The 18706-nt window shown below is 46.5% G+C and carries 19 protein-coding genes; 14 read left to right on the plus strand and 5 right to left on the minus strand.

The window, feature by feature from the left end; translation table 11 throughout:
• Positions 1 to 81: 81 nt before the first annotated feature.
• From EGM68_RS11470 to EGM68_RS11480, 3 genes are read left to right on the plus strand one after another with little or no spacing between them, the layout of a single operon-like run.
• Positions 82 to 810, plus strand: a complete 729-nt coding sequence (locus EGM68_RS11470) for a (Fe-S)-binding protein (protein WP_013370980.1) — start codon at positions 82 to 84, stop codon at positions 808 to 810.
• On the plus strand, positions 807 to 2327 hold the full coding sequence (locus EGM68_RS11475; protein ID WP_129549196.1) for a LutB/LldF family L-lactate oxidation iron-sulfur protein: 1521 nt from the start codon (positions 807 to 809) through the stop codon (positions 2325 to 2327). Before EGM68_RS11470 ends, EGM68_RS11475 begins: the two co-directional genes overlap by 4 nt.
• Complete coding sequence (locus EGM68_RS11480) at positions 2320 to 3075, plus strand: LutC/YkgG family protein (protein ID WP_129549197.1); 756 nt, start codon at positions 2320 to 2322, stop codon at positions 3073 to 3075. Before EGM68_RS11475 ends, EGM68_RS11480 begins: the two co-directional genes overlap by 8 nt.
• A gap of 15 nt (positions 3076 to 3090) precedes the next feature.
• On the opposite strand, the gene EGM68_RS11485 is transcribed toward EGM68_RS11480, so the two are convergent.
• The 4 genes from EGM68_RS11485 to EGM68_RS11500 all read right to left on the minus strand — a co-directional run bounded on the left by EGM68_RS11485 (position 3091) and on the right by EGM68_RS11500 (position 6840).
• The gene (locus tag EGM68_RS11485; protein WP_129549198.1) at positions 3091 to 4197 is read right to left on the minus strand and encodes a sensor histidine kinase; all 1107 of its coding nucleotides are present in this window, start codon (positions 4195 to 4197) and stop codon (positions 3091 to 3093) included.
• Positions 4198 to 4212: 15 nt separating this feature from the next.
• Positions 4213 to 4914, minus strand: coding sequence for a response regulator transcription factor (locus EGM68_RS11490; protein ID WP_129549199.1), 702 nt, complete (start codon positions 4912 to 4914; stop codon positions 4213 to 4215).
• Positions 4915 to 5025: 111 nt separating this feature from the next.
• Complete coding sequence (locus EGM68_RS11495) at positions 5026 to 6216, minus strand: acyltransferase (protein ID WP_129549200.1); 1191 nt, start codon at positions 6214 to 6216, stop codon at positions 5026 to 5028.
• Between the two features lie 198 nt (positions 6217 to 6414).
• Positions 6415 to 6840, minus strand: a complete 426-nt coding sequence (locus EGM68_RS11500) for a CHRD domain-containing protein (protein ID WP_129549201.1) — start codon at positions 6838 to 6840, stop codon at positions 6415 to 6417.
• Between the two features lie 220 nt (positions 6841 to 7060).
• Here EGM68_RS11500 and EGM68_RS26525 point away from each other — a divergent pair, with 220 nt between their 5' ends.
• From EGM68_RS26525 to EGM68_RS11515, 3 genes are all read left to right on the plus strand, one after another.
• Complete coding sequence (locus EGM68_RS26525) at positions 7061 to 7297, plus strand: hypothetical protein (RefSeq protein ID WP_434063624.1); 237 nt, start codon at positions 7061 to 7063, stop codon at positions 7295 to 7297.
• A 3-nt stretch (positions 7298 to 7300) separates the two neighbouring features.
• On the plus strand, positions 7301 to 8461 hold the full coding sequence (locus tag EGM68_RS11510; RefSeq protein WP_129549202.1) for a rhamnogalacturonan acetylesterase: 1161 nt from the start codon (positions 7301 to 7303) through the stop codon (positions 8459 to 8461).
• A gap of 116 nt (positions 8462 to 8577) precedes the next feature.
• Positions 8578 to 8901 (plus strand): MGMT family protein, encoded by a 324-nt coding sequence (locus tag EGM68_RS11515; RefSeq protein ID WP_013370988.1) that lies wholly within the window; start codon positions 8578 to 8580, stop codon positions 8899 to 8901.
• A gap of 143 nt (positions 8902 to 9044) precedes the next feature.
• On the opposite strand, the gene EGM68_RS11520 is transcribed toward EGM68_RS11515, so the two are convergent.
• Entirely contained in the window at positions 9045 to 9233 is a 189-nt protein-coding gene (locus EGM68_RS11520; RefSeq protein ID WP_129549203.1) for a hypothetical protein, read from the minus strand.
• A 320-nt stretch (positions 9234 to 9553) separates the two neighbouring features.
• Here EGM68_RS11520 and EGM68_RS11525 point away from each other — a divergent pair, with 320 nt between their 5' ends.
• From EGM68_RS11525 to EGM68_RS11560, 8 genes are all read left to right on the plus strand, one after another.
• Entirely contained in the window at positions 9554 to 10720 is a 1167-nt protein-coding gene (locus EGM68_RS11525) for a TolC family protein (protein WP_129549204.1), read from the plus strand.
• A gap of 13 nt (positions 10721 to 10733) precedes the next feature.
• Positions 10734 to 12194 carry an efflux RND transporter periplasmic adaptor subunit gene (locus EGM68_RS11530; protein ID WP_129549205.1) on the plus strand — a complete coding sequence of 487 codons (1461 nt, stop codon included), beginning with the start codon at positions 10734 to 10736 and terminating at the stop codon, positions 12192 to 12194.
• Between the two features lie 6 nt (positions 12195 to 12200).
• Positions 12201 to 12920 carry an ABC transporter ATP-binding protein gene (locus tag EGM68_RS11535; RefSeq protein ID WP_013370992.1) on the plus strand — a complete coding sequence of 240 codons (720 nt, stop codon included), beginning with the start codon at positions 12201 to 12203 and terminating at the stop codon, positions 12918 to 12920.
• Positions 12917 to 14128, plus strand: a complete 1212-nt coding sequence (locus EGM68_RS11540; protein WP_013370993.1) for an ABC transporter permease — start codon at positions 12917 to 12919, stop codon at positions 14126 to 14128. The genes EGM68_RS11535 and EGM68_RS11540 overlap by 4 nt, the downstream gene beginning before the upstream one ends.
• A 156-nt stretch (positions 14129 to 14284) precedes the next feature.
• Positions 14285 to 14980, plus strand: coding sequence for a helix-turn-helix transcriptional regulator (locus tag EGM68_RS11545; RefSeq protein ID WP_129549206.1), 696 nt, complete (start codon positions 14285 to 14287; stop codon positions 14978 to 14980).
• A gap of 13 nt (positions 14981 to 14993) precedes the next feature.
• Positions 14994 to 15797 (plus strand): pyruvate, water dikinase regulatory protein, encoded by an 804-nt coding sequence (locus EGM68_RS11550; RefSeq protein WP_013370995.1) that lies wholly within the window; start codon positions 14994 to 14996, stop codon positions 15795 to 15797.
• A gap of 145 nt (positions 15798 to 15942) precedes the next feature.
• Positions 15943 to 16920 carry a class II fructose-bisphosphatase gene (glpX, locus tag EGM68_RS11555; RefSeq protein ID WP_014599716.1) on the plus strand — a complete coding sequence of 326 codons (978 nt, stop codon included), beginning with the start codon at positions 15943 to 15945 and terminating at the stop codon, positions 16918 to 16920.
• An 805-nt stretch (positions 16921 to 17725) separates the two neighbouring features.
• On the plus strand, positions 17726 to 18550 hold the full coding sequence (locus EGM68_RS11560) for a thioesterase II family protein (protein ID WP_064962316.1): 825 nt from the start codon (positions 17726 to 17728) through the stop codon (positions 18548 to 18550).
• The last annotated feature ends 156 nt before the right edge of the window (positions 18551 to 18706 follow it).

The raw sequence follows: 18706 nt of genomic DNA on the forward strand, positions 1-18706 counted from the left end.
CTATATAGGTAAGAATCCCGCTGCAAGCTATGCTTATGATGAAAGTTTTCTTTTGGAAAATGGACGGAAGGGGTGTATCGTATGAAGGTATCTTTATTTATTACCTGCCTGAGTGATGCGATTTATCCCAAGGTAGGGGAGGCGATGGCCCGCTTGCTTGCCAGATATGGTGTCGAGCTAGAATTTCCCAAGGTGCAGACATGCTGCGGGCAGCCGTCCTATAACAGCGGCTATTGGGATGAAACAAGGGCTGCTGCAAAAACGATTTTGAAAGCGTTTAATGACAGTGATTTTGTTGTAGCTCCTTCCGGTTCCTGCACATATATGATTCATCATTACCCGGAGTTGTTTAAGGATGAGCCTGAGTGGCTGGATTCGGCACGGAGACTGGAGCAAAAGACGTATGAGTTTACACAATTTATGGTACAGGTGCTTGGCGTGACCGATGTCGGCGCGTCTTTTCCTCATACGGTAACCTACCATCCGTCTTGTCATGGAACACGTTTGCTCGGCGTAAAAGAGGAACCGATGAAGCTGCTTGGCAGTGTAAAGGGTTTGCAATTAGTGCCGCTTCCTTTTGCTGAGGACTGCTGTGGGTTTGGTGGTACTTTTGCGGTAAAAATGCCCGATATTTCGGGAGCGATGGTGACTGAAAAAGTGGACCATATCAGGGAGACGGAAGCTGAGGTGCTGGTCGGACTGGACATGGCCTGTTTGATGAACATCGCCGGAAATCTCAGATATCGGGAAGAGCCAGTTCGGGTAATGCATCTGGCAGAGCTGCTGTATGAAGGGGTGAAGCACGCATGACCGCTGTACATACCCATTCTATGAAGCAAAAGGTCAAAGAACGTGCAGAGCTGGCTCTAAATGACGATTTTCTACGGAATGCAGTTCGTTTCACTACCGAGCGACTGCGCAACGGTAAACGGGTAGCTTCTGAGCAGCATGGAAATTGGGAGGAATGGCGTGAGCGGGGGCGCCAAATTCGGCTTCATACCATTGCCCATCTGGACTATTACTTAAATCTATTTGTAGAAAATGCCCGTGCCAACGGGGTGCATATCCATTTTGCCGACACAGCTGTGGATGCTGTACGCATTACACTGGACATTGCTGCGCATAATCAAGCACGTTCTGTCGTCAAATCCAAGTCGATGGTGTCGGAGGAGCTGCATTTGAATCAGGCGCTGGAAGGTGCGGATATCGAGACGATTGAAAGTGATCTCGGTGAGTACATTATTCAACTGGCAGGAGAGGCGCCATCTCATATCGTAATCCCTGCGATTCACAAAAACCGTTATCAGATTGCCGAGCTGCTGTCCAAAGAAGCGGGGGAGGAGTTGTCCGCAGATACGACGATTTTGGCGGGCTTTGTCCGCAAAAAGCTGCGTGAAAAGTTTCTAGATGCGGATATTGGCATGACAGGCTGCAATTTTGCCATTGCTGAGACGGGTTCCATGGTCCTGTTCGAAAATGAAGGCAACGCTCGTATGGTTTCCACTCTGCCCAAAACGCAAATCACACTGATGGGTATGGAGCGAATTATTCCATCCTGGACAGATTTGGAGGTGATGGCTACATTGCTGCCACGCTCCGCTACCGGACAAAAGCTGACTATGTATATGTCGGGGATTTCAGGACCCCGGCGCAGCCAGGATGCCGATGGACCGGAGGAAATGCACATTATCATCGTAGATAACGGGCGTTCGCTTCAGCTAGGCAATCCCGAATTTCAGGAGCTGTTAAATTGTATTCGCTGCGGTGCTTGTCTGAACGCTTGTCCGGTGTACCGACACATTGGGGGACACGCGTATGGCGGGACATACAGTGGTCCTATTGGTGCAGTGCTTACGCCTGCCCTTCACGGCAACATCGAAGAGTGGAACGATATAGCGAGTGCGTCCAGCTTGTGTGGGGCGTGTTATGAAGCCTGTCCGGTCAAAATACCACTGCATGATATGCTGGTTTATTTGCGTAGACGCAAGGTGGAGGCGGGAAAAGGGGATAATCTAGAGACGGCAGCGATGAAAGGTTTTGCGTCAGTAGTTTCCAGCTCAAAGCGATTCGCTGCGGCGATCCGACTCGGACAGATCGCACAGAAAGCGGTCGTTCGTAAGGGAGAAATTACTCTTAAGCTTGGCCCCTTAAAAGGCTGGAATACGTACCGTGTGGCCCCTAGTCTGGCAAAAAAATCCTTCCGTCAGCACTGGAACACACTGGCGCGTGAGCTGGAGCAGGAACGCAAGGTCATGCATCCGGACATTCTCAGCCGAATGGAGACGATCTTGGCGGATAGAAGAAAAGGAGGGATGCAGCATGAATGAACAGCGTAATCCTTCTGCGCATGCAAAAGCGGAGCATGAGGCGTGGCTTCATCAAATACAATCAGAATCCCGTGTCAAGCAGGCACGCTTTATGGAGGGCATTGCGGCGCGGCTCAAGCGTCCGCGGCAGACGGAGCCACCGATGCAGCCGTTTCGCGGCGCACCAGCGTTTTGGCACGAATTCGAATGGAGTGCGGAGCAGCGCATCGAGGAGTTCACCGCCAACTTTACAAGTGTTGGCGGACATGTCGTGCGTCTGCCGGATCTGAAGGAGACGGCAGACTGGATCGCGAACAAAGCGCGAGAGCTGGGAGCGGCCTATATCGTCCGGCAGAATGAGCCGGACCTGGAGGCGCTCCAGTTGGAAGCAGCGCTGCCGGAAGTCCGACTGTCGGTGTGGAACACCGATCCAGCGGAAGACTGGAAGGTACGCGCCGCGGAGGCCGATATCGGCATTGTCATAGCCGATGAGGCCGCCGCCTATACCGGCTCGGTAGCAGTGCTATCCTCGCCGGAGAAGGGGCGCTCGGTCAGTCTGCTGCCGACCGTGCTGATCATTCTCCTGCCCGTGGAGCGTCTGCGAACACGACTGGGCGAGATTTTAAGCCGCTTTGACGAAGCAGGGCGCGAGCAATTGCCCGCAGGCATTCATTTTATTACTGGACCGAGCCGCTCGTCCGATATTGAAAATGACTTGACGATCGGCGTACACGGACCGGGTATCGTTTATACGTTGTTGATTGGTTAGCGTTACACTGCCCGTCTAACGGGTACGATAGAGCGGAAAACGGGTTTCAAAATCCGTTTGTCTGCGATTGCTCCTAACCGAAATACGGCCATTGTGCAGCTCAGTAATGCTTTTGGTAATGGCAAGACCCAGCCCGGTGCCTCCGGTTTCCTTGGAGCGTGATTTGTCCACTCGATAAAACCGTTCAAACAGATGCGGGACATCTTCTGGTGGAATCGGGGCACCGTAGTTGGTGCAGATCACTATCGCTTCATCGCCTTCACGTCCGATGGTGATATCGAAACGTTTGCCATCCTTTCCGTATCGAATCGCGTTGGAAAATAAATTTTCATATAGGCGTACCAGCTCGTCCGTATCGGCCAAAATCCGCACAGGCTCAACGATTCGGACACGATAAGACATGTCCGCCTGTTCCAGTGAGGGTACAAATTCCTCAGCAAGTTGAGTGAGCAATTTGCCGAGGTCTACAGGCTCCAGCTCCAGAGGCAGGCTACCACCGCTCACACGCGTGTACTCAAACAATTCGTCGATCAGCTTTTTCAGCGTCAGCGATTTTTCATAAGCAATGTTTACATAGTAGCGCAGCTCAATTTCGTCCCGGTAGCGGTCGGTTTCAATATACTCCAAAAAGCCAATCACAGAGGTTAGCGGGGTGCGAAGATCGTGGGATACGCCAGTGATCAAGTCGTTTTTGGCTTTGGCGGAAGCCCGTTCTTCTTCTAGTGAGAGACGGAGCTTGTCTGCCATGGTATTCATATTTTTCGCCAAGCTTGCCAGCTCATCCGCTGAAGATACCGGAATCGAATAGGATAGATTTCCGTCCGCGAACTTCTGCATCCCTTTCGTAATCTCGCGTAGATAGCCGATCGTATTTTTGGTAAAAAGGAAAAAGAAATAAATATATAAAGGCAGCCCGCTCACCAGCATGATCAGTGAGGAACCAATATGATTTACGGTCCAGCGGATCAGCCGGGTGCCGAAAAATGAACGGGAGGGATTCAGCCATAACAGCAAAGACGCTCCATAATAAAACACCATTAAAATCAGTCCAGTTAAAGTGAAGGCAGCAAGGCTAAGAGCTGCCAGCTTCCATCCCAGCGTATCATATCGTTTTGCCTTCAAGACGCAAGTCCTCCATTAATCGAATTTTTCCATTTTATAGCCGATGCCCCACACTGTTTTCAGGTATTTGGGCTTTCTCGGATCAGTCTCAATTTTCTCGCGAATTTTACGCACATGAACCATTAGCGTGTTGTTGGATTCCAGATATTGCTCCTTCCAGACCTTCTCATAAATCTGCTCCATGCTCAGCACTTGCCCCCGGTGTCGAGCCAAAAGCTCAACAATGGCGAATTCACGCGGAGTCAGCTTAACGGATTTTCCAGCGAGAGTGACCTCATGCGTAACAGTGTTAATGGAGAGTTCATCCAGTACCATTTCATGCTCCAATACAGGAGAGGAATGGATATACTTCCGTACTCTACGTAGCTGGGATTTGATGCGTGCCACTAGCTCCAGCGGGCTGAACGGCTTGGTGACATAATCATCAGCCCCAACGCTAAGCCCTGTAATTTTGTCCATATCTTGTCCCTTCGCAGACAACATAATGATCGGAAAATGCTCGGTTTCCCTGATTTTCATACAGGCTTCAATCCCGTCCATGTTGGGCATCATCACATCCAGCACCATCACATCTATCTGTTCCCGATTAACCTGCTCCAGCGCTTCCAGTCCGTCCCTTGCCATGAGCAAGCGGTATCCTTCATTTTCTAAATATATTTGCATGAGCTTAATTATTTCAGGTTCATCGTCTACTAATAAAATGGTTCCGTTATGCATGGCCCGCGCACCCTTTCTGTTCTTTCCAGCAGTATACAATATGGGCGTATTATATACCTTTTTGGCGGTGGAGGCTATGGGCACCCTTCTCAGATCGTTTGTCGGGTATCATCAGCCTTTGAATAGTAACGTTTCGGGCGAAGACATACGCTCTTCTTGCTTGAAGTTCCTTTTTCCTATACCCGGTAGCTGACCGAACAAAATCCACGCACATGGCAGGAAGCGGGCGATGAACGACACGACGAGCCAAGAGCAAAGAAGTGCACAGAAAAAACCTCCAGCGTACCACACATGAATAAGCTGCGGCGAACCGATGTGTGGTGAAAACTGCCGATACAGGAGCAGGAAAAACGGATGGATGAGATACACCCCAAAGGACAGGGTACCCAGACGCTCCAGCTTGCGAATGACAATGGAATGTTGTCTCCTATACATGAGAAAGGAAATCTGTAACAATACCAGCGTACTAGACAGGCTGTACATATTATACATAAGTTCAAAAACCAGCGAATTGTATGAGGTTCCGTACATTCTATTTTCATACCAAATATAGACATGAATGATGGCTGAAATCAGCCATAAAGCCCAAATTGCAATCCAGGTCAGCACGCTGACAAAGCTTCGTTCCCCTTTACGCATCAGAAACCAAGTTCGGAGCTGGGGATAATAGTAACCGAGAGCAGCGCCCATCATGTAACAGGCCACATAGGACAGCGCCCAGCTGCCTTTATTTTGAACCTGAAAGAGAAATTTATTGCTAATTATAAATGCCCACTGTACCAGCAGCCCAATGACAATAGACCATTGCGGAAATTGCCGATAATGCTGAAACAGCCACAGTACGCATGGAAATGCAAGATAGAATTGCATCATGATAAAAATGTAATATAAATGGGTGTAGGCTTTGCCTGTGACCAGCTTCAGAGCAAAACTTTCCGCTAGTGTAGTTATACTCCATGGTTCGTTACTGCCAGCCATAAGGGACAGGATGAAATAAAAGAGAGAGAACATGACATAAGGTACGAGAATATACAACAATCTCTGCTTATAAAAGCGGCTCAAAAGCTGTCGTCCCATTGGACGATCCTTATAGTTGTAGAACAGTACCATGCTGCTAAGCGCGATAAATACAGGGGTACCATACTTCATCAACACATTGAGCGCATTATATACAACATAAAGGCTGGAATGTGTAAGTTGAACCGTTGCATAAGAAGTGGCATGTACCATTAAGACGGCTAAAATCGCCATGGCTCTGACCAACTGTAATTCGGGAATTCTTTCTTTGGTCGTAGGCTTCATAAGCTTCATTTCCTTTCAGTAGTGAACTGTATCTTGTTGAACTCTTTCTATTAAAAGATAAAGTTCTTAACAATCTGAAAGGGAGTGGCTTAAGAATCGCTTATGAACTTCTTAACTTTTGTTAAGAATTAAGAAAAAGAACTTCCATAGGCTCAAAATGAGCAGCATGGAAGTTCTTTTAGTACTCATGTCCATTCGTTATTTGCAACGTTTGATAGGTGCGCGTCTGATTTGTCCACGAATGGCACCGTTCGGATGACGGATCGTGTGGACATTGACGTAGGTGTTGCCCTCTCTGATTTGGCATACCAAATCATTAATGGTTCTGCCTCTGAGCGGACCAGTAAGATCAAATGCACGCAGCACGCCGGTAACGACGCCTCTTCTTACGGTAATCCCAAACTTCGAAGGGCCAAACAGGGTAGCGACAACAGGTCCGTTTTGACCTCTTCGTCCCAGATGAATGTGCGCTTCCGTTACTCGTGAAATATTGCGGACCGTCAGTTCAAAGCTTAATTGCTGGCTCGCTGGACGGTAACGAAATTCCGCAGTTCCTGTCGCATTTGTTCTGACAGGAGGCACTTCATTAGCCCCCCTCAACGTGGCTCTAAACTTATTAGACATTACGTCCCTCCTTTCCCAGTGTTGGTTTAGTGTATTCACAGAACCAGAGAAAGGGCTGTACATTTGCCTATTCATCAGAAGTTGTGTGTTTTACAAGTTATTCAGTCCAAGCACAAAACGAATTTTTTCATAGTCTATGAGTATCTGGTAGGCAGGAGGAGACACCATGGGAACATTTATTGATGGAAGAACATCCTAAAATGCTTCGACAGCCAACTCTATTGCCATTCCGATCACTCTTATAAATACTCCTCAATTGTTCGGGCAGATCGGATTAAACACACAGGGAGCCACAGATACGCAGATAACGGATCCTGTTGTTTATTCGGCTACGTCAACTTTTTATTTGCATAAGAATTACATAGGTACAACCGTGCAACCATTGGTAGAATTTTATGTATGCGCTTACATTAAATATTCTTTGCTTCTTACAATTAAAAATCTGGAGGAGGAATGAAGAATGAAGTGGAAAAAAGGATTGACTGGTATGCTTTTAGCAGCTTTTTTATGTGGTGCGCCAGGGTTGGGTATAACTACTCAGGCACATGCATCCAATGGCGAGTACAAGTTTGATTTTGGCGGAGGTACGGTCGAAACGGGTTATACCGGAGTGAGCGCTTCGCTGTCCTATGACTCAGCACGTGGCTATGGCTTTCGTACCCCTGAGAATATGCGTAATGTCAGTGCATCGGGGACTGGGGTGGCAAGTGATGCGGTACAATTCCTGACTACAGGTACGAAAAGCAAGAATACTTTTGACGTCGATCTTCCTCCAGGTTTATATGAGGTATCGGTTACTTTAGGTAATACTTCTCGTTCGAGTGTTGCGGCCGAAGGGGTGTATCAGGTCATAAATATGACGGGGAATGGGGCCAAGGATCGCTTTCAAATTCCAGTGACAGACGGACAGTTAAATCTACTGATTACTGAAGGCAAAGAGGGCGCGGTCTTCACACTTAGTGCACTGGAAATCAAGCAATTGTCTAGCAATCCAGCTACGAATCGCACGATTTATATTGGTGGGGATTCTACGGTATGTAACTATTATCCGCTAGATAGCAGCGTGCAGGCAGGATGGGGTCAACTGCTGCCAGAGTTTGTAAACACGAATACTTTTCAAATTCGCAATATGGCGTCAGGGGGCCAGATTGCTAGAGGATTCCATCAGGACGGTCAGTTGGAGGCTATCGTTCAATATATCAAGCCAGGGGATTATTTTATTCTCCAATTAGGCATTAATGACACCAATCCAAAGCATAACGAAAGCGAAGCGGAGTTTAAGGATTGGATGCGAGATATGATCCGGCAGGTGAAGGCTAAGGGGGCGACGGTAATTCTGTCAACACCGCAAGGACGAGCCACTGACTTTAATGCTAACAATGTACACAACGCAGAAAACAGATGGTATAGAAGCGCTATTTTGGCGCTGGCTCAAGAGGAACAAACGCCTTTAGTCGATCTGAATGTGCTCAGTTCAGCTTATTTCACTTCTATTGGCAAAGAAGCTACGCTGGCTTTGTATATGAACGGTGATACACTACATCCAAACTTTGCAGGAGCAAGGCAACTGGCGCGATTAGTAGCACACGATTTAAAAAGACAGGGTCTGAGTGGATTCTAAATTTCAATGCTGGTTTTACCTCTGTTTCTTACATTTGTAGGAACAGGGGTTTTTGGCTTATGTTCAGGGTGCTATAATAATGGAAAAAAGCAATAGTAATTCGGAGGAATTAGAACATGCAGCCTTTCACTGCCCGTGTGCTTCAGATTATATTGCTGATCCCTGAGGGAAAAGTAATGACTTACGGTCAAATTGCGGCAGAGGCCGGAAGCCCAAGAGGTGCTAGACAGGTGGTGCGAATTTTGCATACACTGAGCCAAAAACATCGACTTCCATGGCATAGAGTAGTCAACCGCTTGGGAGAGATTGCTTTGCAGGAGGATGAATCCGCCTCCCTGCAGCGCCTGTACTTGGAAGAGGAGGGCATACAGTTTAATGCAAACGGACGTATCCCGCTGGATCAATATCTTTATCATCCACAGACGGAGACAGAAGAATAGGCGAGGAACACTAGTCTGAATCCTCGCCAAAAAGAGACGGGACAAATCATAGTTTTGATTTGTCCCGTCTCTTTTTAAACTGGCGTATCATGTAGATTAATGAAGAATGGCGTTCATATATAGCACTAGATTTCCCAGTAAGCTTATCCAATCAGATGCTGCTGGTCACGCTGGGCAAGGTGAAAAGAAATACTGTTCATCAGCGGTAGATCGTTATTTTTTCGGGCTTCCCGAATGAGTTGTTTCTTTTTTTGTTCTGATTCGCGTAAAAAGCGAGTCATCCACAAATCAGACGGTTCGTTAGTAGTTGTCATGCGAGATTCTTTTATCATCTATTAACCCTCCTAGTGAGCGGCTGTTATTCTTTCTCTATTATATGTTCCAAACCTTAATAGATGCTGTTGGTTTCCTTAAAATTAGCTGAAATTTAGGTAAAGTTCAGGTAAAAACAGCTTAAATCTATGTCTAGTGGGAAGTAAAGTAGCTTACAACGAGTTATCTGGCAGTAAAGGTTACAAAAATGTATTGTTTTGACACCTTGTACCAACATAAACCTGAAAGTACAATTAGAATGCGAGGAATTCGTGGAAATTTATGTCGAAAAGAATGGAAAAGATTCGAAGGATGCACTTGAAAGGGGAGAAACTCATTTATGAAGCCAAAAGCGGCTGCCGTGCTGCTTGTACTGTCTTTTTCAACAGGCTTGGTCACCACTGTCCAGGCTGACAGTTCATCAGGAAGCATTACAGCAAATGTGTCAGTTAATTCATCATCTGCTGCGGCTACGGCGAAGACATCATCCGTAACGGGACAGGTTCTACCTCCATTAACGCTCAAGCAGGCAGTGGAATGGGCACAGACGAACAGCTACAATACGCGTACCGCAGAGCGGGATGTAGAGCGTCGCAGACTTGAACTGAAAAATGCAGAAAAGGAGCTGGGCAATTCACCTATCGATTATATAGACAATGAGTATGTTGATAATGAAACGTCCTGGAGGAATTACAGTTCTTCGACACTATCCTATCTAGCTAGCAAAAAGCAGGCGCAATATGCCAAAGACCAGATTTATTTTAATGTAATGAAAAGCTACCAAAGTGTGTTTGTAGCAGAGAACCAGGTGAAAAATGATCTGGAGGCGCTGGAAATCGCCCAAGCGGAGGAAAAGATTGCACTTGCCAAATTTGCGCGCGGCAAGCTGTCTGAATATGCGAAAAACGAGAGCACACAGGCCAGGGTCCAGGCGGAACAAGCGGTCGAACAGGGGAAAATTGCATTGCAAAAATCCAGAGATGCACTCAACTTCCTCATGGGACAGCCTAACGGGACAGCCTATGAAATGGTGGATCGACCTGTGTACAAAGAACCGAAGAAGCTGGATATCGAATTACATATACAACAGCTGACAGACATGAATCCAAATTTGTGGAAGCTGGAGGATAGTATCAAAACTTCGGAACTTAATGTAAGATATTTTGATTTTAACAACGGCGCCGGTGCTTACGATCTAGCTAAAATGGATGTCGATACAGCTAAAGAGGAGCTTGCCAAAGGTCAAAAGGATTTTGCCGAATCACTCCGCAATTTGTATGCCACGGTTAAGGAAAACCAAAAGAAATACATACAGTTGGAGGAAAGTTTGCGCACGGCAAAAGAAGCCTTGGAATTATCACGCAAAAAGTGGGCCAGAGGTCTGGTTATCGAGATGGAATTGAAAAACAACCAGTTGAAAGTGAACCAGATTGAACGACAAATGGAAGAGCTGGCGATCGAGTTGGATCAAAATGAGTATACGTTGAACAAGCCATGGAGCACATAGGGAGGAAAAGGCGTTGGCAGAAACGGTTTTAAATGATGCTTTAATCAAGCTACGGAGAAAACGGAGAAAAAAATGGATCTGGACTGCGATTGTTTTACTGGTTGTAGGCGGAGGCGGAGCAGCAGTATATCTGAATATGCCGAAAGAGCAGGCAGCACCTGTAGTTCAGGACGAGACGTTTAAAGTAGAGCGCGGCGATGTGAGCGAGAAGCTGGACACGTCCGGTACCGTGCAAGCATCCAAGGAAGTGAAGCTGAACTTCACAAGTGCAGGCGATAACAAGCTGGCTGCGGTGAACGTGAAAGCCGGGGACAAGGTCAAAAAAGGACAAGTGCTGGCGCTTCTGGACAGTTCAGAAATTAAAATGCAAATTCAAAGTGCGTCTGATTCTTTAGAGATATCCAAAGCCAAGTTGGCTGAATTGGAGAAGGGTCCGAAGGCGGAGGATATTGAAATTCAGAAAACAAATGTACTTCGGGCCAAAATGGCTGTCGATACAGCGCAGGAATCATTTGAGCTGGAAGAGGCCGAAAGTCAGAAGAAAGCTTCCCAAAAGCAGTTGGAGCAAGCGCGGAAGGCATATGAAGACCAAAAGTTTTTACATGATGCCGGGGCTGTATCCAACAGTGAATTGGAGCAGGCAGAGCAAGCATTGGATAAAGCACAAACGGACTATGATAATCTAGATTTACAGTTCCGCAAGATTATATCGCAAAAACGTCGTACCATTTCAGAGGCTGAAATCGGCTACCGTGCCGCATTGGCTGAGCTTCGCAAGACTCAGGTTCCGGCTGATGCATCGAGTATTCAGTCCTCACGGATAGAGGTGCGAAGACTGGCGACTGAGCTAGAGCAGAAAAAAAATGAACTGAACAAGCTTCAGGTCACGGCACCGTGGGACGGAGTGATCTTGAAGGTAAACGGGGATGTGGGAACCAGTCCGACGGCTCCATTTATTGTCATGAATAACTCGGATTCCAACGATCTTAAGGTAGTTGTGAAGGTAAGTCAGAATGACATTGTCAAGGTAAAAAAGGGGCTTTCCGCTGTGTTGTCAACCAATGCATATCCGGGTGAATCGTTTCCAGGGAAAGTGCAATTCGTCTCACCGGAAGCTTCTACAGATGAAGGGATGACGACGTATCTGATGGAACTGTCTGTTCACGACCCGAAAGGCAAGCTTAAAACAGGCATGATTATGAATGTGGCCGTTATTTTGGGAGTACACAAAAATGTACTGTTCGTTCCTGCGACTGCCCTGAGATCCGAAGGAGGACAGGACGGCGTGTATGTATCCGCTAATAACGCTGCGAATCCGGGGGCACGCACATTCAAACCCGTAGAACTTGGATTTTACACGCCAGACCGTGTAGAGATTAAGTCCGGTGTTAAGGAGGGTGACACGATTATTGTGCCTGCCCCTGAACCTCCGCCAGATCCTTCCGCAATGGGCGGCATGCAGGGAGGCTTTTAAACAGGCATGAGATATGTTATTCAGATTGAGGGTTTGAAAAAAGTGTACCATGTCGGAGATCAGGAAATTCATGCTCTGCGTGAGGTTCAACTTGATATTGCTGACGGTGATTTTGTTGCGATTATGGGACCGTCTGGATCAGGCAAGTCCACGATGATGAATGTTATCGGCTGTCTGGATTTACCTACGTCAGGACAATTTTATTTGGACGGATATTCGATCTTAGATGCCCGCGAGGATGAACTGGCTATTATACGTAATCAGAAAATCGGATTTGTATTTCAGAAATTCCATTTACTTCCACGATCCACAGCTCTGGAAAACGTGGAACTGCCTATGATCTATGCGGGGGTTTCTGCCAAGGAGCGTCGTTTGCGGGCTATGGATGCCCTCACAAGCGTAGGTCTAGGCGATCGGATGAACAACAGGCCAAATGAATTGTCAGGCGGTCAGCAGCAACGGGTATCCATTGCGCGGGCACTTGTGAACAATCCGGTTATTCTCTTAGCGGATGAACCGACAGGAGCTTTGGACTCCAAAACAAGTGTGGAAATCATGGGGATTTTTCAGCGTCTGAACGATCAGGGGAAAACGGTTGTACTGGTTACTCATGATCAAGAGGTTGCTGAATACGCCAAGCGTCTGATTCATTTTCGAGATGGGCGGATTGAAAAGGATCAGCCTGTTGAGGAACGAAGAATGGCGGCAGAGGAAGTGAAGGCATGAAGTTTCAGGAAATTATTCGTGTGTCGCTCAATAGTTTGCGAACCAATATGCTGCGATCCTTGCTGACCATGGTGGGTATTATTATCGGAGTAGCCGCTGTGATTGCGATTGTAGCCATCGGTAAAGGATCAACCGCTACAATTACATCGCAGATCAATAGTATGGGAAATAATCTGCTGATGATCTATCCTTATGCTCCATATGATGGGTCAAGTTCCATGTCGTTCAACCAGACGAAAGGAATATCTTTGGAGGATATTGAGGCACTAGAGCAGCAAAAAGCAGTAGCCGAGGTGGCGCCAAGTGCGATGACCAATGCAGATATTACATGGAGTCGCAATAAGGTCAGCGGGCAAATCGAGGGGACCTCGCTGGGATTTGTTCATGTGAGAAAGTTGTCGCTCGCTCAGGGCAGATCGTTTACCCACTATGAAGTGGATAAACGATTGAATGTGGCTGTATTGGGGAGTGATGCGGCCCGTAATATTTTTGGCCCGGATGCTTCCAAAGCGGTAGGTGAGATCATTATGATCAAACAACTGCCCTTTAAGGTGGTTGGTGTGCTGGCTAATTCCAATTCAAATATGAATAATAGCGGACAGCAGGTCTATGTGCCAATCACAACGGGGATGGAACGACTAGGTAATATGAGCATTCAGCAGGTGAATGCCTCTGCAACAACGGAGGACAAGATTGATCAGGCAAGTGCTCAAATTCGGCAGGTGCTGCGTGTCAGACATGAGCTAAAGCCATCAGAGGGCGATGATTTTCAAATTATGACCCAGACGGAAATCCTAAAAACAGTGTCTGGGGTTGACCGGGTTATGAATATGCTACTGATCGGTGTGGCTGCAATTGCGCTCGGCGTTGGTGGTGTTGGCATTATGAATATTATGCTGGTGTCTGTCACGGAGCGTACGAGAGAGATCGGAATTCGCAAAGCGATTGGTGCGCAACGCAGTGATATTATGCTGCAGTTTGTGGCTGAGGCTGTTTTTCTCAGTCTAATGGGTGGACTGGTCGGCGTTATGGTGGGTCTTGGGGGTGCAAAGCTGCTCGAGAAATTCGTCCAAATGCCGATTGTGTATTCGATAGAGCCGGTACTGTACTCTTTTCTGTGCTGCATGGGAGTCGGAGTGCTGTTCGGAGTATATCCGGCGCGCAAAGCCTCGAAGCTGCGTCCGATTGATGCTTTAAGATACGAATAGGAAAGCGGGTGTTTTGCCTTACTCGAAAGAGGGGGGGGAAAGCGCCCGTTTTTTGTATGGAATAAGTATTTTAAATGATAAAAAAACATGAATAACCACTTTGATTTTATATATGTGATGTTTTATATGCTTTTTTAGGTTGATTTATTATTATATATGACGTATTATATTCCATATCAGATCGCAAGCAAAAAAGGAGGGGCGTTCATCATCGACCTTACGGCAAGACAAGTAGAAATTTTAAACATCGTACAAAAGCATGCCCCGATTACGGGTGACCAGATTGCGGAAATGCTTAATCTCAGTAAGGCGACCATTCGGACCGACCTATCCAAATTGGGCATTTTGAATTACATAGATGCTAAGCCCAAGGTCGGTTATTTTGTTGGAAAGCGGGGTACGCCGAACCGGGAGGAAAAATTCCGGCTTTTGCAAATGAAGGTCGGTGATCTTCACGGGGTTCCAGTCATCGTACGTGAAACAACCACAATTCAGGAAGCTGTCGTAGCTTTATTTTTGGAAAATGTGAGCAATTTGATCGTCACCGATGAAGATGGAGATTTGGCAGGGGTGGCTTCCCGCAAGGATTTACTCAAGGTCACGTTAGGCAATCCCAATGCAGCAACCATTCCTGTCAGTCTTGTGATGACCCGACAGGCGAATGTGGTCACTGTTTCCCCAGAGGATACCGTACTAGAGGCAGCACGCAAAATTATTGCCCGTCAAATCGACAGTCTGCCTGTTGTCGTCCCTTCGGATTCTGACAAACCAGGAGAACACTGGAAAGTCGTGGGACGTATTACAAAGACAAATATTATTAAAATGTTGCTCGATATGGTAGCAGAGGATTAATGGGAGGAATCGAATGGTTCAGGCGAGCAGTCATTTTATAGCGATCTGTTCAGACTCGATTGGTGAGACGGCAGAAGCTGTCGTGCAGGCGACCATGCGCCAATTTGAGTTGCCAGACACAGAGATCAAAAGATTTATGAATGTGAGGGATGAAGACGAGCTGAGTCGGGTAATGGAGGAAGTTGCCGAGCGTAAAGGCTTTGTAGCTTATACGCTGGTACAGCCGGAATTGAGAGAGGCGATGAAAGAGGAGGCTGTTCGGCTGAATGTGCGGGCTGTCGATATTATGGGACCGATGATGCAGGCGTTTGCCGATACGTTTCATAACGATCCCAAAGAGAAGCCTGGCCTACTGCACCGACTGGACGACAACTATTTTCGGCGTGTAGAGGCACTGGATTTTGCGGTTCAATACGATGATGGCAAAGATGTGAGCGCTATTCTCAAAGCAGATATAGTATTGCTTGGGGTGTCTCGTATTTCCAAAACTCCTTTATCCATGTTTCTCGCACATAAAGGTTATAAAACAGTCAACATACCGGTTGTACCGGAGCTGACACCACCTGTTCAGTTGAAGGATGTTCAGCGTGGCCGAGTGTTCGGATTGACGATCCAGCCGGAGCTATTGTTGAAAATACGCAGTGAACGACTGAAGGTAATGGGGCTTCCGAATAATGTGCAGTATGCTACAGCGACGAGGGTAGAAGAGGAAATCGCGTATGCGCAGTCTTTGTTTAAAGAGCTGAATTGTCCAGTCATTGATGTTACAGATAAAGCAATTGAAGAGACAGCGGGCTTGATTGTTAGAATGCTATAAAGCGAAGCAACTTAGAAGCAGCGTTTATAAAGAAAATATGAATCACGGGATACAGGAGTGTAAATATAAAATGGCAGCAAAGCTGCCGTGAAATATTATTTGCCTGTGGGTAACAATTATTTTTAGGAGAGGTGGAGGGATAGGTATGGAGAGTCAAATGGCATTGGAATTCGTTCGGGTAACAGAGGCAGCGGCACTGCAATCGGCACAATGGACAGGGCGTGGAGATAAGAATAGCGCGGACGAGGCGGCAACAGTAGCCATTCGTACTCATTTTAATGCGGTATCCATGGACGGCACGGTCGTGATTGGTGAAGGCGAAATGGATGAGGCTCCCATGCTGTATATCGGGGAGAGAGTAGGCAATCGCAGAGGGCCGGCCATGGATATTGCTGTTGATCCTCTCGAGGGGACGGAAACAGTGGCGAACGGTTTGAATAACGCACTGTCGGTCATTGCTGCTGCACCTCGTGGTAGTCTACTACACGCTCCGGATATGTACATGCAAAAATTAGCTGTTGGTCCGGCATTGGCTGGAAAACTGTCACTAGAAGACACGATCCCGACTACATTGTCAAAAGCAGCGCGCATACTGGGGAAATCCTTGTCCGATCTTACGGTGTCGATTCTGGATCGTTCACGGCATGCCGGGATTATCCAGCTTCTGCGGGAAAGCGGCGTTCGGATCAAGCTGCTTGGTCATGGGGATGTGATGGGCGCAATTGAAACCTGCCTGGATAGCGGTGTAGATTTGCATATCGGCTCTGGCGGCGCTCCTGAGGGTGTATTGGCCGCGGCCGCGCTGAAATGCATGGGCGGAGAAATACAAGGCCGTCTGCTTCCTCATGGAGAAGAAGAGATTGCACGTTGCAAACGCATGGGTATTACTGATCCAGGGGCGTTGCTGTCGATGGAGGACATGGTCGGACGCCAAGGCGTGATGTTTGTCGCTACAGGCGTTACGCCTGGTGAGTGGTTGCAGGGGGTTCGTTCTCTGCCTGGTCACAGAGCTGAAACCCATTCAGTTGTAATGCATTCAGATACAAAAACGATTCGTTTCGTGCGAAGTATTCATCATACAGCTGATTCTTCCGGTACGCTTGCAGCCGCGGCATCCTCTTGAAATTTGAAGTCAAGACTTCCTTCACTGGTGAATTCAATCATAATAAACTTATAAAACAGCAAGTCTCTGACTAAAGAGAGACTTGCTGTTACTGTTTTTTGGGGATAAAAGAGTAAAAGCAAGGATATAAATTTCTAAAAAGCAGGCACTTTTGAAGTGAAATTGAAACGTTTCTATTAGGGCTTGAAAAGAAAAAACATAGCTTTGGAAGAGAAAAAATCAATTCGAACTAATTTTTTTAGACGAAGAGTCAAAAAAAATTATGCATTATATAGTTCTTTGGAACTATATAAAAACCCTGTTTATTAAAAATTTAAAGAGTTATTAATTTGGGTTTGTGTGTGGTTGTTTTAAATTAGTTCCATTATATAGGAGGTTGAAGGGAGGTACGGAAAAAGTCGGAATTTGTCGGATGATATCAGGTTGAATTTGTTACATTTATGTTAAAGGCATGTAAAGATAAAATTGTTATAGGATAAGGGCTTTAGGCGTAATTGTAAATCATAATGATTTTAGTTTTACAATGTTCGTGAAAATGTGAAATTATGTTTTAAGCCAAATTTGCAGATCGTGATGGGCAGATAATGAGCGAAAAAGTAAAATTGTTGCTTTTGTAGTTTGGAAACAAATAGCATAATATGGATTTTGGTTTATTTTTATGAAGTCTAGTAATTTAGCACTTTTGTCCCATGTCAAGCCGTTTTAAAGTTTGTATATTTAAAAAAGCTAGAAAGTGTTGGAAGAAAAAAAGAGATATAAGGATTTAATGTAAAATTATGACTTAATAGAGGATGGAGGAATTCATATGACGACTCGATCACAATCTTGGTTCGCGAAAACAGAGGTCCAACCGACTGCGAAACTCCAATTATTTTGCTTCCCCTACGCCGGCGGCGGTGCTTACATATTTAACTCTTGGAAGTCCAGGCTCGCACCTGATATTACTGTGTTGCCAATACAACTCCCAGGACGTGAGGCCCGCTCCATTGAAGCTCCAATGGAAACCCTTCAAGACATCGTTCAATCGTTGGTTCCCGCTATGGCTCCATACATGCATAAGCCGTTTGCCTTTTTTGGACATAGCATGGGGGCACTGATTGCATTTGAAACAGCACGGCAGTTGTACAGCAAAACAGGAAAACTACCTGTGCATATCATCGTATCTGGCAAATCCGCCCCTCATATTCCATACTCCAAAAAACGACTCCATGATTTAGCAGATGATTCTTTCACCGAAGAGCTCCGTTTGATGCAGGGCACCCCCGAAGAGGTGCTGCAAAATGCAGAATTGATGCAAATTATTATGCCTCGTCTGCGTGCAGATTTTAAGGTATGTGAAACTTATGTTTATCAGCCGGGAAATCCACTGGCATGCCCGATGACGGTTCTAGGGGGAACGAAGGATTTTGAGGTTAGCACAGACTCACTCCGTGCCTGGCAGCAGCATACGATGTCACCTATGGATGTCCGGATGTTCGAAGGCAATCACTTTTTCATCCATGAACAAGAGCAAGAGGTTATGAGTGCAGTCGAGGACATTCTTTCCGCATCCTCGCCGATGGCCCACACTGCGGCAGCTCATACAGCTTGCAACACAAGTACTCTACAACCACGATTTAGGCAGAGTTGACTGTCCCACACATCACGATGCACTTCGTTATCACCATCTCAGCAATAACCGATAAAACAACCCACCATGATGCATTTCCCAACATAGATTAAAATCCAACTTTACTGTACAGGCACTCATTCATTTCAGACACAGAGTTTACTTCAACGACGTCCA

The sequence above is a fragment of the Paenibacillus sp. M-152 genome (assembly GCF_003856555.1).
Classification (GTDB): domain Bacteria; phylum Bacillota; class Bacilli; order Paenibacillales; family Paenibacillaceae; genus Paenibacillus; species Paenibacillus polymyxa_C.

Bases quoted from the DNA above. Each gene is read 5' to 3' on its own strand.
- EGM68_RS11500 (WP_129549201.1), bottom strand. From the start codon at position 6,840: ATGTCTAATAAGTTTAGAGCCACGTTGAGGGGGGCTAATGAAGTGCCT.
- EGM68_RS11525 (WP_129549204.1), top strand. From the start codon at position 9,554: ATGAAGCCAAAAGCGGCTGCCGTGCTGCTTGTACTGTCTTTTTCAACA.
- EGM68_RS11480 (WP_129549197.1), top strand. From the start codon at position 2,320: ATGAATGAACAGCGTAATCCTTCTGCGCATGCAAAAGCGGAGCATGAG.
- EGM68_RS11540 (WP_013370993.1), top strand. From the start codon at position 12,917: ATGAAGTTTCAGGAAATTATTCGTGTGTCGCTCAATAGTTTGCGAACC.
- EGM68_RS11545 (WP_129549206.1), top strand. From the start codon at position 14,285: ATGACGTATTATATTCCATATCAGATCGCAAGCAAAAAAGGAGGGGCG.
- glpX (WP_014599716.1), top strand. From the start codon at position 15,943: ATGGAGAGTCAAATGGCATTGGAATTCGTTCGGGTAACAGAGGCAGCG.
- EGM68_RS11510 (WP_129549202.1), top strand. From the start codon at position 7,301: ATGAAGTGGAAAAAAGGATTGACTGGTATGCTTTTAGCAGCTTTTTTA.
- EGM68_RS11475 (WP_129549196.1), top strand. From the start codon at position 807: ATGACCGCTGTACATACCCATTCTATGAAGCAAAAGGTCAAAGAACGT.
- EGM68_RS11470 (WP_013370980.1), top strand. From the start codon at position 82: ATGAAGGTATCTTTATTTATTACCTGCCTGAGTGATGCGATTTATCCC.
- EGM68_RS11560 (WP_064962316.1), top strand. From the start codon at position 17,726: ATGACGACTCGATCACAATCTTGGTTCGCGAAAACAGAGGTCCAACCG.
- EGM68_RS11495 (WP_129549200.1), bottom strand. From the start codon at position 6,216: ATGAAGCCTACGACCAAAGAAAGAATTCCCGAATTACAGTTGGTCAGA.
- EGM68_RS11550 (WP_013370995.1), top strand. From the start codon at position 14,994: ATGGTTCAGGCGAGCAGTCATTTTATAGCGATCTGTTCAGACTCGATT.
- EGM68_RS11490 (WP_129549199.1), bottom strand. From the start codon at position 4,914: ATGCATAACGGAACCATTTTATTAGTAGACGATGAACCTGAAATAATT.
- EGM68_RS11515 (WP_013370988.1), top strand. From the start codon at position 8,578: ATGCAGCCTTTCACTGCCCGTGTGCTTCAGATTATATTGCTGATCCCT.
- EGM68_RS11520 (WP_129549203.1), bottom strand. From the start codon at position 9,233: ATGATAAAAGAATCTCGCATGACAACTACTAACGAACCGTCTGATTTG.
- EGM68_RS11535 (WP_013370992.1), top strand. From the start codon at position 12,201: ATGAGATATGTTATTCAGATTGAGGGTTTGAAAAAAGTGTACCATGTC.